At 52.8% G+C, this 17,688-nt stretch carries 14 protein-coding genes; 12 read left to right on the top strand and 2 right to left on the bottom strand.

Translation table 11 applies throughout. The features are described from left to right. Nucleotides 1-57 precede the first annotated feature (57 nt). The 8 genes from ACW5XC_RS04105 (at nt 58) to ACW5XC_RS04070 (ending at nt 9,749) form a co-directional block, all read left to right on the top strand. Nucleotides 58-996, top strand: a complete 939-nt coding sequence (locus tag ACW5XC_RS04105; protein WP_042056210.1) for a DUF2157 domain-containing protein — start codon at nt 58-60, stop codon at nt 994-996. Further along, entirely contained in the window at nt 989-1,993 is a 1,005-nt protein-coding gene (locus ACW5XC_RS04100) for a DUF4401 domain-containing protein (protein ID WP_042056213.1), read from the top strand. Before ACW5XC_RS04105 ends, ACW5XC_RS04100 begins: the two co-directional genes overlap by 8 nt. Continuing rightward, on the top strand, nt 1,990-2,508 hold the full coding sequence (locus ACW5XC_RS04095; protein ID WP_042056215.1) for a GDYXXLXY domain-containing protein: 519 nt from the start codon (nt 1,990-1,992) through the stop codon (nt 2,506-2,508). The genes ACW5XC_RS04100 and ACW5XC_RS04095 overlap by 4 nt, the downstream gene beginning before the upstream one ends. A 71-nt stretch (nt 2,509-2,579) precedes the next feature. Beyond that, a complete protein-coding gene (locus ACW5XC_RS04090) occupies nt 2,580-3,326 on the top strand; it encodes a substrate-binding periplasmic protein (protein ID WP_042056217.1) in 747 nt (248 codons plus the stop codon). A gap of 130 nt (nt 3,327-3,456) precedes the next feature. Next, entirely contained in the window at nt 3,457-4,203 is a 747-nt protein-coding gene (locus ACW5XC_RS04085) for a substrate-binding periplasmic protein (RefSeq protein WP_042056220.1), read from the top strand. A gap of 139 nt (nt 4,204-4,342) precedes the next feature. Further along, the gene (locus ACW5XC_RS04080; RefSeq protein ID WP_042056222.1) at nt 4,343-5,098 is read left to right on the top strand and encodes a substrate-binding periplasmic protein; all 756 of its coding nucleotides are present in this window, start codon (nt 4,343-4,345) and stop codon (nt 5,096-5,098) included. A gap of 941 nt (nt 5,099-6,039) precedes the next feature. After that, a complete protein-coding gene (locus ACW5XC_RS04075; protein ID WP_042056225.1) occupies nt 6,040-6,708 on the top strand; it encodes a hypothetical protein in 669 nt (222 codons plus the stop codon). A 344-nt stretch (nt 6,709-7,052) separates the two neighbouring features. Further along, the gene (locus ACW5XC_RS04070; protein WP_074042631.1) at nt 7,053-9,749 is read left to right on the top strand and encodes an ATP-dependent DNA helicase; all 2,697 of its coding nucleotides are present in this window, start codon (nt 7,053-7,055) and stop codon (nt 9,747-9,749) included. A gap of 454 nt (nt 9,750-10,203) precedes the next feature. Here the strand turns inward: ACW5XC_RS04070 and cysS are convergent, their stop codons facing one another. After that, complete coding sequence (gene cysS / locus ACW5XC_RS04065) at nt 10,204-11,580, bottom strand: cysteine--tRNA ligase (RefSeq protein ID WP_042056227.1); 1,377 nt, start codon at nt 11,578-11,580, stop codon at nt 10,204-10,206. 212 nt (nt 11,581-11,792) lie between these two features. On the opposite strand from cysS, the gene ACW5XC_RS04060 reads away from it, so the two are divergent. The 4 genes from ACW5XC_RS04060 (at nt 11,793) to ACW5XC_RS04045 (ending at nt 15,267) form a co-directional block, all read left to right on the top strand. Further along, on the top strand, nt 11,793-12,290 hold the full coding sequence (locus ACW5XC_RS04060; RefSeq protein WP_042056377.1) for a peptidylprolyl isomerase: 498 nt from the start codon (nt 11,793-11,795) through the stop codon (nt 12,288-12,290). Then, complete coding sequence (locus ACW5XC_RS04055; protein ID WP_042056228.1) at nt 12,280-13,089, top strand: DUF4269 domain-containing protein; 810 nt, start codon at nt 12,280-12,282, stop codon at nt 13,087-13,089. The genes ACW5XC_RS04060 and ACW5XC_RS04055 overlap by 11 nt, the downstream gene beginning before the upstream one ends. Continuing rightward, nucleotides 13,086-13,817 carry a UDP-2,3-diacylglucosamine diphosphatase gene (gene lpxH, locus ACW5XC_RS04050; RefSeq protein WP_042056230.1) on the top strand — a complete coding sequence of 244 codons (732 nt, stop codon included), beginning with the start codon at nt 13,086-13,088 and terminating at the stop codon, nt 13,815-13,817. Before ACW5XC_RS04055 ends, lpxH begins: the two co-directional genes overlap by 4 nt. Nucleotides 13,818-14,466: 649 nt before the next feature. After that, nucleotides 14,467-15,267, top strand: coding sequence for a PA3715 family protein (locus ACW5XC_RS04045; protein ID WP_143182542.1), 801 nt, complete (start codon nt 14,467-14,469; stop codon nt 15,265-15,267). A gap of 1,056 nt (nt 15,268-16,323) precedes the next feature. Here the strand turns inward: ACW5XC_RS04045 and ACW5XC_RS04040 are convergent. Continuing rightward, the gene (locus ACW5XC_RS04040; RefSeq protein ID WP_042056232.1) at nt 16,324-17,685 is read right to left on the bottom strand and encodes a phospholipase D family protein; all 1,362 of its coding nucleotides are present in this window, start codon (nt 17,683-17,685) and stop codon (nt 16,324-16,326) included. Nucleotides 17,686-17,688: the final 3 nt, after the last annotated feature.

The following is a 17,688-nucleotide window of genomic DNA, read 5'->3' as shown; positions in this document are numbered from 1 at the left end:
AGTGCACGGTTGCGGGGACCTCATGCCATAATGGGGCAAACCTCGTGGAGTCCCCCCATGCACAACATATCAAGAGAGACGCTTCTCGAATGGGTCAAACAGGGACGGCTGGCGCCAGAGAAGCTGGCGGACGCCCTGACCCTCGCCGATCTTCCCCCCCATCCAGCGCGCTGGCAGTGGCTGTTTGACCGGCTGCTGCTCTGGCTCGGTGCCCTCTGCATCGGGGCTGGCCTCATCTTCTTCGTCGCCTTCAACTGGCAAGAGCTGGGCCGGGTCTCCCGCCTTGCCCTGCTGGAGGCGCCGCTGCTCGCCATGCTGCTTCTGCTGTGGCGCAAGCCCCTTGGGAAGACCCCCCGTCAGGCACTGCTGCTCGCCATCGCCCTCAATATCGGCGCCCTGCTGGCGCTGGTGGGTCAGACCTACCAGACCGGCGCCGATCCCTGGCAGCTGTTCGCCACCTGGGCGCTGATGCTGGTGCCGCTGGCGGCATTTGGCCAAAGCCCCCTGCTCTGGACCTTAAGCTGGCTGCTCGGCCAGCTGGCGCTGGTGCTCTACTGGCGGCTCGGCCTGTTCACGCTCTTCTTTACCTTCGATGAAGAGGGATTGGGCTGGTGCCTTACCCTGCTCAACGCCGCCCTCTGGGGTCTGCTTCTGCTGGCGCCAAACCGCTGGCGCCTGCTGCCAAGCTGGCTGGCGGGCCTGGCCGCAGGTCTGGGGGCTACCCTGCTCACCCTGCTGGCGCTGTTTGATGCCGCCTCCCCGCTGGTGTGGCCGCTCTGGCTTGGCTGGCTCGCCGCGGCCTATGCCCTTTGGCATCACAGATTTATCGCCGGACTCGCCATGGGGTGCCTCAGTCTGATTGCCGTCATCCTCGCGGTGCTGGGCAAGTGGATGGAGCCCGACATCAACGGTTTTTTGCTGCTGAGCCTGATTGCCATCGGCCTTTCTGTCACCGCCGCCCGCTGGCTGCAACAACAACGGAGGTCTCATGAGTGATCTGACCCTTTGGCAAGCACTGCAACAGGCCAATCTGGTGGAAGGGGATCAGCCCCGTGATACCCAGCCCCACTGGTCGAGCCGCTTTCTGCTCGGGCTGGTGGGCTGGATTGCCGCCCTGTTCCTGCTCTTTTTCCTGTTTCTCACCTTCGAGCAGCTGACCCGCGAGGCCAACAGTGCCCTGCTGCTCGGGGCCGTGCTGTTGGCGGGGGCCTACGCCCTCAATCGCAGCCAGCGCGGCGATCTCTGGGATCAGTTCGTGCTGGCCCTCACCCTGGCGGCCGATGCCTGGCTGCTCTATGGTCTGCTCGATCAGCTGGACCTTCATCACGCCCAGCTCTGGTTTGGGTTGTGCCTGCTCTCCCTTGCCATCGCCGTGCTGTTCGATCACTGGCTGGTGCGGCTGTTTCACAGCGTGGCGGCGGCCCTGCTGCTCACCCTTGGCCTTGCCTGCCTCGGGCTGCAACTGCTGGCCCTGCCGCTGGTGATGGCGGCCATCACCTTCTGCTGGCTGCGGGCAGATAGGGATCCAGAGCGCCACCAGCTCTACCACTCCATCACGCTGGGGCTGGCCCTCTCCCTGCTGGTGCTGGGTCGTCTGCACCACCCGTTGTGGGATGGCGGCAGCAGCGTGCTGGACGAACTGGGGCTGTCTCGCCTGCCGCTCTGGCTCAATCCGCTGATCTGCGCCGCCCTGCTGCTGGCGGTGATGGTGAAACTGAGGCTCCCCCTGCTGTTTGGCCTGCCGCTGGTGCTGATCAGTGCCATCATCCCCGGCATGGGGGCAGGCGCACTGGTGCTGATCCTCGGGTTTTATGCCGGCAGTCTGGGGCTGATGACCCTCTCGGCCCTGCTGCTGCTCGGCTATGGCTCGCTCTATTACTACGATCTTGGGCTCACCCTGATGACCAAATCCTGGCTGCTGCTGGGCTCCGGCATCCTGCTGCTGGGTGCCCGCCAGCTGCTCACCACCTTCGCGGCAAGGAGCGACTCATGAAACCCGTCACCCGACAGCTCGCCCTGTTGCTGAGCGGCCTCGCCATCCTGGCAGGCATCAATGCCACCGTCTGGCGCTATGAGCACGCCATGAGCAGCGGCGAAGTGGTGCTGCTGCGGCTCGCTCCGGTCGATCCCCGCTCTCTGATGCAGGGGGATTACATGCGGCTCAACTATGAAATTGCCCGCGAGCTGACCAGCCGCGACGCCCAAACTACTCAAAACAAGGGCAGCGACACCCTGGTGATCCGCCTCGATGCCCATCAGGTAGCCACTCTGGTGGCTGATGGCAAACCGGATCGGCTCGCCAGCGATGAGCGGCTATTGCAGGTGCACCAGAGCGAGCGGCAGTGGCAGATCGGCCCCGATGCCTACTTCTTTGAAGAGGGAACGGGGGAGCAGTACGAAGCGGCCCGCTACGGCGAGTTCCGTCTGCAAGCGGATGGCAAGACCCTGCTGGTGGGGCTGAGGGACGAGGCCTACCAGCCCATCGGGCAGATCCGCGCCCGCTGGTAACGGCCGTGAGTGGCTATTTACTCTGTTCATGGTCACACTCAAGGGAAGGTTGATCGCTAAGGATGTTCCCAATGAGGATATGGCTGATCTGTCATCTGTTGCTGCTCTGCTGGGCCTCGACGGCCCGGGCTGATCTGGGCAAGCTCGAGTACCTCACCGAAGAGTACCCCCCCTACAACTTCAGCGATCCGCAAGGCCAGCCCACCGGCCTTGCGGTCGATCTGCTGCAGATGGTCTGGCAACACAGCGGCGTGACACCCCAGCCGGTGCGCATCCTGCCCTGGGCGCGAGGTTATTACTTGCTAACCCAGAAGCCCAACGTGGTGCTCTTCTCCACCGCCCGCACCCAGGCGCGGGAGGATCTCTTCAAGTGGGTCTGCCCCATCGGCTACTCGGAGTACATACTGCTGGGTCGCAAGGCGCATAACATCACCCTGACCGCCTTCGAACAGATGAGCCAGTACAAGATCAGCGCGGTGCGCTCGGACGCCGCCGAGCAGTTGCTGCTCAACAACGGCATGGATGACAACAACATCATCCCGGCCAACCGCCTGTCGCAGGGGTTGAAGATGCTGCTCTCCGGCCGCGCCGACCTGCTCGCCACCAGCAAGCTGGCGGGATATGACGCTATCCGCGAACTGAAGCTCAATGGCGACGACTTCAATGTGGCCATGGTGCTGAGCGCCGAGCAGCTCTGCTACGCCTTCAGCCGTCAGGTGCAAGACAGCGAGATAACCCTCTTTCAGCAGGGCCTGACTCGCGCCCTCGCCTCGGAAGAGTTTCGCAAATTGCAGGCCAAATACCTGCCGGTGCGCTGAGTACTCACTCACCCGATGGGCAGCAGTTCGCTGCCCATTTTATTGATGAAAGATGCAATAGAGGTGGCTAGCTATTCCCGCCGCAAGCAGTCAAACTGGGCTACATAGTTGATTGCGAAGGATCTTTCCCGTGCGGACATGGCACCTACCTCATCTGCTGCTGCTCTTGTGGGCCACCTTCGCGCAGGCCGATCCGGGCAAGCTCGAGTATCTGAGCGAAATCTCTCCCCCGTTTAATTTCAGCGACCAGCAAGGGATGCCGACCGGATTGTCGGTGGAGCTGATGCAGCTTATCTGGAAAGCGCGCGGCGTGTCGCCCCAGCCAATCCGCATTCTGCCGTGGGCCCGAGGCTACAACCTGCTGCAACAAAAACCCAATGTGGTGCTGTTTGCCACCGCCCGCACCCCGCAGCGGGAAGCGCTCTTCAAGTGGGCCTGCCCCATCGATCACTCTGAGTTTGTGCTGCTGGGGCGCAAGGCGGACAACATCACCCTCGGCTCGGAGGCCGAGATCAGCCGCTACAAGGTCGGCGTGGTGCGCTCCACCGTCTCCAAACAGCTGCTGCTCGAACGCGGTATCGATGAGCGCCAGCTGATGCTGGCCAACCGCCTCACCCAGGCGGCCAAAATGCTCACCTCAGGTCGCGCCGATCTCTTTGCGACCAACAAGCTGGCGGGCTATCAAACCCTGCAACAACTGGGCTTCAAGCCGGATGACTTTCATGTCGCCTTCGTGCTGGATGCCAGACCGCTCTGCTACGCCTTCAGCCGTCAGGTGCCCGACAGCGAGGTCGCCCTCTTTCAGCAGGCGCTGACCCAGGTCGTCGCCTCGGCGGATTTCTCGGCCCTGCAAGCCAAATACCTGCCGCTGCGCTAACGCCCCGATCGCCGCCGACATTGGACGCGGGATGGGACTGTGCAGCCGCGCTTTTTTGCCAAACATGCTCCGTCGCCTTGGCGAAATCGGCCAGCTTGGTCACACTTGAGCAGATATTCCCTTGATCAGGATGGCAAAAATGAAACCATGGATTGGATTGGCCGGGGCGCTGCTGGCCACCCTCGCACAGGCGAGTCCTGAGCTCGGCAAACTGCACTACATCACCGAAGAGTACAAACCCTACAACTACGCCGATGCCAGCGGCGCCCCCACCGGCCTCGCGGTCGAGCTGCTGCAACTGGTGTGGAAAAAGACCAACACGCCGGCGCAGCCCATCACCATCATGCCGTGGGCGCGCGGTTACTACCTGCTGACCCAAAAGCCCAATGCGGTGCTCTTCTCCACCGCCCGCACCCAGGCGCGGGACCCCCTGTTCAAGTGGGCCTGCCCCATCGGGTATGCCGAGATCGTGCTGGTGGGGCTGGCCGATCGCAATATCACCATCACCAAGCTCGACGATGCCAAGGCGTTCAATATCGGGGCGGTGCGGGCCGATGTGGGGGAGCAACTGCTGCTCAACAACGGCTTTGACGAGACCAAACTGATGGCCGCCAACCGGCTGGCACAGGCGCTCAAGATGCTCACCTCCGGCCGGGTCGATCTGGTCTCCACCAACAAGACCACCATGGAGCAGCTGATCGTCGAACAAAAACTCGATCCCGCCCGCTTCAAGGAGCAGTGGGTACTGAGTTCGGAGCAGTTCTGCTTCGCCTTCAGCCATCCGGTGAGCGACGAGCTGGTCAAGGAGTTCCAGACCGGCTTGACCCAGGTGCTGGCGAGCAGCGAATACCCGCTGCTGCACAGCAAATACTTCCCAACCCCCGCCGCCAAATAGCGGCGTCGAGCGCCAACAACAAGGGGCCCACAGCGGGCCCCTTCGCTTTTTTCCCTTTGCGCTCCTCTCGCGGCGTCAACCCACCGCCACGACCAACCCCCTGTAACCAACAACTAATCACCAATTAATAAAAGTTTGTGCCAGCGCAAAAAATCACTCTTTTCTGATAGTTAGCTCATCAAAACCATAGATAAGACCACTCTGGCTCCGTAATATGGCGACGGGCGTCTGTTGACCCCTTTTCCGAGATCAATGGTCAACGGCGCAATCTGGTAGCGACAGTCAGGGGCGGTAGCCACTTTAGCGTAGGGTCGATTAGCGAAGCGTAATCGTCCGCGGTAACCATCCCCTCCCCCTGCGGGAGAGGGCTAGGGTGAGGGGTCGGTAACGTCTTTGCCCTGCAACAAGGTATTGGCATGGCTTCGCCAGTAGGGTCGATTAGCGAAGCGTAATCGTCCGCGGTAACCGTCCCCTCTCCCCTTGCGGGAGAGGGCTAGGGTGAGGGGGTCGGTAACGTCATTGCATAGCGGAATATCGCCAGCCTAAATGGCATGGCTTCGCCATGCAGGACACGAGGACTCCGTCCTCGACGGGGTTTCGCCGCCGCTGCGCGGCTTGGCAAGTGACTTTGGAAAGACCCGCTCTCTTTGGCAAATAACACCAAAAGTCTTCTCCCCCACTTGTTCGCCCTCCTGCGTCGGGTTCCCTCGGTTCACCCGTTTGTCCCATGGCACAGCGGCGCTCGCTCGGCGGCCTGGCAAACGGGCTCACCTCGGCGAACAACAGGGGGCAACACCCGACCCATAGCCCTGAGGAAAATATCAGATACAGGATTCATGCCGATCTGAGAGTGTAATTCACTTCGTTCATTACACCCTACGATATACACCGATTTCCATTGCATTATTTCCTATCAGACAAGATACATTTTCGAGATTTGTATGAGCGATAACCTAATTGATAATTTGAAATCGTTTAACCGCAAAGAGCGGTTTTACCTAATTGGCCAAATGCTGGGAAACCCAGAATTTCGCATGGATGACAACCAGCTTGATAAGATATCAAACCTAATCGGTCTCACCATCCCCAGAAAATACTTTGCTGCAATGGATTACCACCTTGACTGGATTTATGCCAGCTTGTTCCTAACCCAAAATGATGCCAACACAGCCTTCAAACGGAATTCGATAGAAAATGACGGTGTTAAGATAGACTATCAAATATCAGGTACTCAAGAGGATGTCGACTTTCTTCTTGCCTTTGTTGATCACGAAAACACAACCCATATTGTGATGATTGAGGCTAAAGGCGACAGCTATTTTACCAACGCTCAGTTAAACAGTAAAAACAAACGATTCAAGGCTATTTTCGGCGATGAAGATACTTGGCCAAATGTAAAGCCTCACTTTTTACTTTGCAGCCCAAAAGAGCCACAGAACGTAACCATTGAAGATCCAGTCTATTTTATGCTTACCAAAGATAAAAATCCTATTTGGTTCCCGCTTTTAATGGGCACAGGAAAAAATAAAGTGACTCGATGTATGGATGACGATAAAAATAACAAACCATCTAGTGAAGGTGACCATTGGAAAGTTGAAAACCGTACTTAGAAATAGCGGGGCAATGTACTTCGTGTACTGCTCCGGTCCAAGTGTTATCGGGATAACAATTGGGGAACCCTTATCTCAGAACCAACCCCTCGCCCACCCCGTGGCGAGCTCAGATTGTCGCTCCGATACAACAGGTGTCATCGACATGGTTGCATAGGTGGAAAAATCATGGTGATTACAACGGCAAACGGCACATATCCCTATCGGAAAATAGCTTTATCTTGGATACCCAAAAGTGCCTATTTCACCGCAATAAAACCTTTTTCTATAACGCCATATTGCGCTTTGTTAATCGCACTTGTGAGCTAAAGCAATGAATAACAGTACACACTTTGGGGAATATTATGACGACAGTCCGAAATCAAATAACCAGTGCTGACAATGTTATATGCAACAATATTGACTTACTATCAAAGCAGAGAGGGCTTCTATCTCAAAATATTCTTTCTCAACTGCGTAATTTAGTTGAAGGTGTTGCAGTAAGATTACAGAGTGGTTCATCAGAAAGTACTTTCAACTACGACTGTGTCGGACCATCCATTGAGTATGTAAAGTCAAGCGGGAAATTAAATTTTATAGGGAAGTTTCACAAACTGATCCAGAAGAGTGCTTCTCACTATACATTAGATGGCGATAACTCAGAGAGGTTAATGCTAAAGTACTATGAGTATCTTCATAGAATAAGAAGTCTGGTTGAGAAAGAAACTGATTTAAAAATATTAAGCAATTTAGAAAAATTCCCTATAGATATTGATCCTGCACTATTTGAATATCATCAAAAAATTGTAGAAGTGATAGATAAATGGAAATCAAGAAAAGACAACAACGCTCATTCAGAAAGATACTATATTCATAAAGTGTGTCCTTTCTTCTGTAATGGTAGGGTTTTTTATGAAGTTACATTTTTCCGTGCAACAAATCTAGCAAACAAATTTGATAGAGTTATTGCATTTACCGACATTGATATATCGAATGATCATGCGGCCATGCTCAAGTTACAACACGACTCTATAGAGGTTATTGGATATAATATGCCAATAACAGTTATAAGAAGCTGGGAAGTATCTATTAGGCCTTGTGAGCTTGATAATTTCGCCAAGCTTTTTAGTGTAAAATTAAAGGCTAGAACAAGTTCTGATGAATATAAATTTTTAATGCAGTATTTAACGGAACGATCAGAAAGTTTGTTGGATGTTGTAACCCTTAACGATGACAAATATATTACATTAAGAGCATTATCTACGCAAAGTGGCTCTAACACACAAATTTTTGATGTTTTGGATAAAGCTCGAGCCATAATAAAAAACTCCTATTCTGGACATAATGTAATCCGCTACCTCATGCTCCATATGAACAATCAGATTATAAAATCTCAATATCAACGAGATACATGCAGTTTATTATCAGGCCTAAAAATAAAGTTTGGATGCATTCCTTTTGACAGCATGCCATTTTGTACTTCTTTACCTGGACACAATCCACGGTATTGGGATCTTCTCAACTGTATTGAGTCAGAGAGTAGACAAAATGAACTATTAGCTAGAAAAGTAAAAAATAATATCGAAGTCAATGGAATATTATATACACCTGAAAGTGAACTAGCTGGATTTGGTAACGTACAACATTTAATTAATCAATATAACTCTAAGCTCTACTATAAGCATCAAGGCCGTAAGATTTTCATTGACAGGGGGCATATATCCATAAGTGAATATGAAAATGAGATTGTTTCCATTATTGAGATGCTTCAAAGCAAAGCATCATCTGGTATTTCAGGGTATGCAGCTTCTGTAGAGCAGTGGCTAAGCGAAAGTCAATATAGAATAGATGACCATATAAAATCAGAAGCTCTTCAAAGACTCTTTGAAAAGTCTCGTATCGCTCTCATTTATGGTGCAGCTGGTACTGGAAAATCAACGATGCTAGATCATATAGCTCGTTATTTTAACGACAAAGAAAAATTATTCTTAGCACATACCAATCCAGCAATAGACAACCTTCAAAGGAAGATAGCAGCCAGAAATTCAGAGTTTCGGACAATTCGAAGTCATGCATCTAAGAGCCAAATTAATAAAAGTTATGACTTACTGATAATTGATGAATGTAGTACTGTTAGCAACACTGATCTTTTAACTGTTCTTGATAAAACCTCATTTAAATTACTAGTATTGGTAGGAGATATTTACCAAATTGAATCTATCCAGTTTGGCAATTGGTTTGAACTAATACGGCATTTCATAAATAAAAACTCTGTATTTGAATTAACCACTCCTTACAGAACTAACAACAAAGAGCTATTAGCATTTTGGACAAAAGTAAGACAAAATGAAGATGATATTGCAGAGATCATTGCTAAGAATGGATATTCAACCCTGTTAAATAATTCACTTTTTGATAGTCACTCTGATGATGAAATCATATTGTGTTTGAATTATGACGGTCTGTATGGAATCAATAACATTAATCGTTTCCTACAAAGCAGGAACAATAATGAAAGCTTTTCTTGGCGAGAGTTAACTTATAAAGTCGGAGATCCTGTTTTATTTTCAAATGCCGAACTTTTTCGCCCCGTCATTTATAATAATCTAAAAGGTTGGATTGTAGATATCGTTCAGCAACCTGGCTGGATTAGATTTGATGTAAAACTTGACCGCCCACTAAGTGAGTTTGATGTTGACATTGATGGATTAACATGGATTAGAGAGTCAACCATTCAATTCACAGTTTATGATTTCCCTAATGTTAGTGATGATGATGATGACTCATTAAATACTGTTATTCCATTTCAGGTAGCCTACGCTAGCTCAATTCATAAGGCGCAAGGCCTTGAGTATAACTCGGTGAAAATAGTAATAACTGACGCTAATGAAGATGATATAAGTCATAGTATTTTTTATACGGCAATTACGAGAGCTAGAGAAAAACTTAAAATTTTCTGGACACCAGAAACACAGCAAAAAATACTAAGTAGACTAAATCACAAGACTAATAAAAAGGATGTTCATTTGCTAAAAACCCGTAGAGGGCTTAAACCGTGTTAACGACTTCAATAACTCACTAAGGTGTTAGTGTCTCCCTCAGCAAATCGGCTGCTCGAGTTCAACAGGTCTGTGAAAAATTAAGCACCGGTACAGAAATATGCCCAGTGCAGTACACCATTCAACTAGTTGGGAGAAGACCTTTGGTGACTTTTGGTCTTTCAAAAGTCACTCGCCAAGCCGCGTAGCGGCTGCGAAACCTCTTCGAGGGCAGCGCCCTCGCGTCCTGCATGGCGAAGCCATGCCATTAAGGCGTTGGAGGGCATTCAACTGAGGAATGACGTTAGCCCCCCCTCACCCTAGCCCTCTCCCACAAGGGGAGAGGGGATCAGGACTCAGGCCGCCGAGGCTTGAGCGGTGGCGAGGGAAAATGCCCAAACAAAAACCGCAGCCCAAGGGCTGCGGTTTTTTATTGGCTCAACCTGTTGGCACCAGACGCCAACAAGGCCAACCGGCCTTAGGCACGGCGCCAGCTGGTCTTGCCGGCGCTGTCTTCCAGCACGATGCCCATCTCGGTGAGACGGTTGCGGGCGGCATCCGCCGCGGCCCAGTTCTTGTCGGCACGGGCCTGATTGCGCTCGGCGATCAGGCGCTCGATTTCGGCAACCTCTTTGTCCGCTTCGTCACCCTTGAGGAAAGCCTCGGGGTCTTGCTGCAGGATGCCGAGCACGGCGCCCAGCTCGCGCAGACGGGCGCCCAGCGCGGCGGCAACGGCCATATCTTCCGCTTTCTGGCGGTTGATCTCGCGCACCAGATCGAACAGGGCGGAGTAGGCTTCCGGGGTGTTGAAGTCGTCGTCCATCGCTTCCTTGAAGCGCGCTACCTGTTCGTCGCCACCGGCAGCAGCAGCCACCGGCAGATCGCGCAGGGCGGTGTACATGCGCTCCAGCGCGGCGCGGGCTTGCTTGAGGTTATCTTCCGAGTAGTTGAGCTGGCTGCGGTAGTGGCCAGACATCAGGAAGTAACGGACGGTTTCGGCGTCGTAGTGGGCCAGCACGTCGCGGATGGTGAAGAAGTTGCCAAGGGATTTGGACATCTTCTCTTTATCCACCATCACCATGCCGCTGTGCATCCAGGTGTTGACGTAGTCGCCACCGTGGGCGCAGCAGGACTGGGCGATCTCGTTCTCGTGGTGCGGGAACTGCAGATCGGAGCCGCCGCCGTGGATGTCGAAGTGGTTGCCAAGGTGCTTGGAGTTCATGGCGGAGCACTCGATGTGCCAGCCAGGACGGCCCGGGCCCCAGGGGCTTTCCCAGGTCGGCTCGCCGGGCTTGGACATCTTCCACAGCACGAAGTCCAAGGGGTTGCGCTTGGCATCCACCACGTCAACGCGGGCACCGGCTTGCAGCTGCTCCAGATCCTGGCCGGAGAGCTTGCCGTAGTCGGCATAGGATTCGACGATAAACATCACGTCGCCGTTATCCGCCACGTAGGCGTGCTCTTTTTCCAGCAGGGATTGCACCAGCTCGATGATCTCTTCGATGTGCTGGGTGGCGCGCGGTTCGATATCCGGGCGCACCATGCCGAGGGCGTCGAAGTCGGCGTGCATGTCGCCAATCAGACGCTCGGTCAGCTCGTCGCAGGTGACGCGGGTTTCAGCGGCGCGCTTGATGATCTTGTCATCCACGTCGGTGATGTTGCGCACGTAAGTCAGGTCGTAACCGGCGTAACGCAGGTAGCGAGCCACCACATCAAAGGCGACGAAGGTGCGGCCGTGGCCGATATGACAGTGATCGTAGATGGTGACACCACACACATACATGCCCACCTTGCCCGGGTGGATAGGTTTGAATTCTTCTTTTTGACGAGTGAGTGTGTTGTATATCTTCAGCATCTTCTAACCACTGCCTGTGAGTAAAATGGTTGGTCATAATACCCCGTTCAGGGGCAGAAAACGAGGCAGAAAACGTGGCCAATCAAGCCTGCCAGCACGGTTACGGCGCCAGAGAGACTATGCCGCCAGCCCCTGATGGGCTAGAATTGCCACCACTTTATGCCATACACCTGCGGGCACTTGGTCGCCCGCATCAAATGAAAGGACATATCATGGTCACTCTGCACACCAATCACGGCGACATCACCATCACCCTGAACGCTGAAAAAGCCCCGGAAACCGTGGCCAACTTCCTGCAATACTGCCGTGACGGTCACTACGACAACACCATCTTCCACCGCGTTATCGACGGCTTTATGATCCAGGGCGGCGGCTATGCCCCGGGCTTTGAAGAGAAAGACACCCGCGCCCCCATCAAGAACGAAGCGGCCAATGGCCTGTCCAACAAGATCGGCACCATAGCCATGGCCCGCACCATGGAGCCGCACTCTGCCAGCGCCCAGTTCTTTATCAACGTGAACAACAACGACTTCCTCGACTTCAAATCCGCCACCACTCAGGGCTTTGGCTACTGCGTATTCGGTGAAGTGACCGCCGGCATGGACGTGGTCAACAAGATCAAGGGCGTCAAGACCGGTAACTACGGCCGCATCCACCAGGACGTGCCGGTAGAAGATGTAGTTATCACCAAGGTGACCCTTGCTGACTGATCTCTGCCGACTCGGCACTGACGAAACTGCGGCCCCGGCCGCAGTTTTTCCATCTGCCTCCCCCACTGCCAGTCCGAACTGGCGCCGCCTCGACTATCTGGCCCACGGCAACCCGCGCCAACGCTCGGCCCATGCCCTGCTCACCGCCGGTATGTGGGATGAGCTGGGCGCGCAGTGCGCCGATCTGGCGCTGGTGAGCACGCTCGCCATCGGGCTGGATCGGCCGGGCAGCGATCTCGATATCCTCTGCCAGCATGCTGATCCGGCGGCATTTGCCGCTATTTTTGCAGAGCAAGGCTGGCAGGCGAGCCCCAAGGGCGACAATATCTGGCTGCTGGAGCGCACCTTTTCCTGCCTCGACCAGAGCTGTGCCGATAGTAGTGCCGATAACGGTTGTGATAACCGCATCACCAACTGGCCGCTGGAGCTCTATGTCACCCCCGCCCCCATCGAGACGCTGAATGGCTGGCGCCACCTCACCCTGATGGCCGCGTTGCTCGAGCGGTTTGGTGATGCCTTCTACCACGAAGTGCTGCGCCTGCGCCTTGAAGATGGATTGAAAGGGGAAGCGGCCATGTGCCGGTTGCTGGGGTTGGCGGGCGATCCTTATGAAGCGCTGCTGACGCTGGAGGGATGCAATCTGGCCGAGCTAGCATGGCAGCCGCCATCCCGTGACGATATCCATACCTCAACTGACGCGGCGGCGCCTGCAGCGCACTATTCGTCCGCTGTTGTTTCTACTATCTCTGCCACCCCCATTTGCCCTGTTTCGACCGAGAGCCCGACCTCCACATCATGAGCACCCTCTTTATCAGTGACATTCACCTCTCTGCCCAGCGGCCCGATATGACCGCGGCACTGGTGCGCTTTCTCGAGCACGACGCCCCCGGCGCCGATGCCCTCTATGTGCTGGGGGATCTCTTCGAATTCTGGATTGGCGACGATGACCCCAATCCGCTTCATCAACAGATGGCCGATGCCTTTTTGGCCCTGAGCCAGCAGAACGTGCCCATCTACTTTATCCACGGCAACCGCGACTTTCTGCTGGGCCAGCAGTTTGCCAAGCGCGCGGGGATGACATTGCTGGGTGACCCTTGCGTTATCGACCTCTATGGGGAGCGGGTAGTGCTGAGCCACGGCGATCTGCTCTGCACCCTGGATGAGGGGTATCAGAAGTTTCGCCGCATCACCCAGCTCAAGTGGCTGCGCTGGCTCTTTTTGCGACTGTCGCTCGCCCGCCGTCAGGCCATCGCCTGCAAGATGCGCGGCCAAAGCCAGATGGAAAATGCCCACAAGAGCCAGATCATCATGGATGTGACGCCAGCGGCGGTAGACGACACCCTGCGCGCCCACGACTGCCGGATGATGATCCACGGCCACACCCACAGACCCGCCATCCACGACTTCACCCTCGATGGCCAGCCCGCCCGCCGCATCGTGCTGGGAGACTGGTTCGAGCAAGGCTCGGTGCTGGTCTGCCGCCCCAGCGAGCAGCGGCTGGAAATACGGGCGCTGGCAGAGGCTTGATAGCCCGCCAGTCCGGTTAACCACACTGTTGATCCACAACCTGATCTGCCCCCTATCGTCCACATCACAGCGATGATAAAAGGTCTGAGTCCCGCGAAAGTCATGGCTACTTGGCTGTGCGATACCTGGCACCTCTCCGTCAATCATCACGATACGATAACGCCGCGACCAGCATACTCATGGGCCACTGCGGCCCGCAAAGATGGCTATGGGCAGCCAAAGCCGTCACCCTCTCAGACCGTACCAAATCAAGGATCTGAAGCGGGGTTAGAATCTGCAAAGAAGGTGCCTTTTTGCGGTTTTTACACTTTTGAGGGGCTCTGGAGAACCGAGATAAAAACGTAACAAATTGAATAATTTGAAATATTAGTGATTTTCGTGGGATTTTAAGTTGTGGGGTAGGATCTAATTTTCTGTAGGGGAACAGCAAAAAGGCATTTAGTTTCAACTAGTTAGTTGCAATGATGGCTGATCTGATAACTGAAATTTTGATAGGCGTTGATCAGTCTTGATGTCCTCCCCCTCCTATGGTCGTGGGGTCTGTTCGTCCAAATGATGCCGACTCGCACGGCCCCCAAAATATTGTTACAGTGCCAGCCCTCATAAAACTCAACAACCAATATGCTTCCTTAGCAGGGAGAAAGTGATAGTGATAACAAAATCACTCGCGTGGAAAGTGAGTGCAGCAATATCCACGCTGTTGTTACAAGGGATTAGTTTTGGCGCATGGGCTGACGGGGAGCAAGTTTGCTCTTCAGAACAACTAGCAGCTATCAAGGCAAGTTTGCCTTCAGGCACCGAACTGACTGCCAGCGCATGTAAAACGTTACCAAACCAGCCAGAAGTGACATTGACCTCCTACATTTTCCCAGACAGTGCAGATCGCCATGATGAAATGTCTCTACCCACGAGTGTCTGGCGAGTAGAACTCATTTCCCAAGGGAAAGTACAACAGCGGTTTGAGCAGCCTATTGAAGAAGATGCCAGCATCAGAATTGGAAGTTCCAGTATATGGCTCGACACAGCTCCTTACCTACTGGCCAAAGGAGAACGGGCCTTTGGCGTAAGATTGGATATCGGCGATGGCCCCTCCTGTGCAGACGGTTTTAGATCCAGATTCTTACATCTATTCAGACAACATCATGGAACCATTCAATGCGTAATGAACGGCGCCCCTATGCTGCACACCTACATCCGAAAAGGCGTGCCTTGCTCACCAGAGAAGATTGATTTAGAACGAGGAATATCGTACATCCAAGTCCTGCCAGGGATATCTAATGGGCTGCACGATCTGAGAGTGGTAACCAAAGCGAAAACAGAGACTGTAGAGCAGGACGGCACCTCTCAAACCACCAGTAAGAGAACATTGAGCACAACACTGCGCTTCAATGGCCATGAATACCCGGTTGGAGAATGGAATAACTTACCAAGCAAGGAGTGGTGGAAGTAATCGGCCATACCCTACCCCACGCGGTAAATTCCTCGGCTATATACAGACCCTATAAAAGCCTGCCTTCAGCAGGCTTTGTTGTTATGAGGCTGTGGACTCAACACAATCGCTGTCGCCACTTTGTCGCCATTCAGGCAAAATAAAAAGGCCACTATTTCTAGTGGCCTTTCGTAACTCTTTGATTTTAATGGTGCCGAGGCCTCTCTCGAAACATCAACCTATCCACATGATTTTAAATGTAAATTTATAATGTGAATGTTGCTTATACCCCCAAAAGTACCCCCACCACAGTGGCGGTGGCATCTGTACCTCTGGAGCATGAGGGGATATTTCAAGATTAAACCCCAGCTCTATCTCGAGGAAATTGTCTTGTTGGAGGGAAAGTAAAGTGTCGAGCCGGTCAGCTCCCTATCGACCAACACCGGCGTACCGAGCTAACCCTGCGAAATATCGGGTCAGGTCACCAGCGTCACCAAAAACAGCTGGCAAGCAGCTCCCGATTGTCCCCACTTTCCTAGCTTCACACCCACCGAGTTGTTTTTCACACCGTTGTATTTCGTTTTGCGCACTTCTGCGCAATTGCGCATTCTCCCGCGCCCTAGATTTCCCTCCAAAGGCTTGCCATATAAGGGATTGATGAGAATTGCGCAGTCCTTTGTATTTCGATTTTGCGCAGTTCCAATGCGCAAATAAGTGCGCAATTTGCGCAGTTTGTAGTGCGCATCTCAATGAGAATTGCGCAGATGCTCAGAGGGGCAACCGAGTAAACGGGTTCATCCAGAAGCTACAACGCAAAGCAGTCACAGTAGATACCAAATAACTGTTTTGGATTTATAGGGTTGTGTCAGGGAGTAGCCGACACGATCACTTGCAAGGAACCACCTGGTGAACACAGCTAATGGCCAGGGAATGGCGCCGCATGAACAGGGCCCACCAGGTGGCGGCAGAAAGCATAGCGGACTTCCACTATGCAGTCCCTCTAATTTGGAGTTTTTATATTCAGTCGGATGTCAAACTTCCCGCCAGTTCCGAGCTGTGAACGTTATCCAAATGCCATCAGGGGTTGACCTTGATGTCGTACCCCAACGCTCTCAAGGCTTTGTTGGTTCGACCATTGCGCGGTGGGGTGAGCTCCGGCCGTGCCCAGCCGATCACTTCAGCAATGGAGTTCAGTCCATAATGCGGTATGTAGAGATCATCGGTTTTACTGGCGTGGTAAATGCGTTCCCAGATATCACTTTGCTTGCCTGTATAAAGGATTTCGAACAGCACCTGACGAATATCCTGCCCTTTGGCATTGCGCTGCTGATAAAGCCAATGTGCAAACAGTGGCAAGCGTTCATCACGAGTCAATGTCTTTACATCGGGTCGACCCAATGAGGCTGTGCTCATTTTTATCACATGATCTTTGGTTGCGTGGGTATAACGGCACACCTCTTCCAGCTCTGATTCAGTGAGGGTCAATAACTTCTCTTTGGAGAGCAATGCCTTTAATCTCGGGGCACTGTGATACAAGTTATCGGTTTCCCCTGACGGGGCATCAGGAAGAGATTGCCACCACAGAAATACAGCATGTAGCGCACTACCTGGGTCTTTCTTGTTGCGAGAGTAAAACTCTTCAAAGGGATAAGTGTTGCTCTCTCTTTGGTGAACCTTATTGTAGTAATAGGCATGCAACATCTGATCAACTTGCCAATATACTGGGATGTCCCTACCTATCCAGCTCGGCCTGAAGTCGTTGATCTGACTGGCTATGTGGTCAATATAGGACATGGCAGATGACCACTCTTTTCTGAATGTCTCTTTACGCCGGTCTTTGCCACGCATGATATCGACACTCTTCAAACCTTCAAAAACAGGCAGGCTACGCTTTTTCTTAGCTTGCTCTTCCTGATATTTATAATGTGGATTCTCTTTTAGTTTGGCGATAGCAATTTGTTCATCAATGATGCCTTGACTCAGAGGAACCACTGCCTCTGTTGTGCGCAGGTTATCGAAAAACTGCTCTAGCTGGTTAAGCATGTTACTGCCATTCAGCTCATCTTCGGTCATAAAAAGACCAGCTTCGATATTGCTATACCAAGCGCGATCAGTCAGATTGGCAGAACCGATATAAGCACCATAACCACGCCACCAGATCACTTTGGCATGCAAGACATCCGGTACTAGAAAACAAAAAACATTGTTTTTCATATTCTTGAGAAGGGCACTCAAGAGAGCGGGACTGACAGGCACGGTATGGTCATAACGCATCCAGATATCAAGATTCCATTTGTTATCCAGACAGTTTTTTAACAAGGTCTGCTGATCACTACCGTAGGCAATGGCGGCCAGTACCCCATCAACATCATGCTCGGTAGCATTAGGAAGACAGGATTTTAAATAATTGTTGTTGATGCCATTAGCGATAAGTTTCATATA

The organism is Aeromonas sp. 25-AL00135 (assembly GCF_054052385.1).
This window is presented reverse-complemented; position numbering and strand designations above follow the sequence as displayed.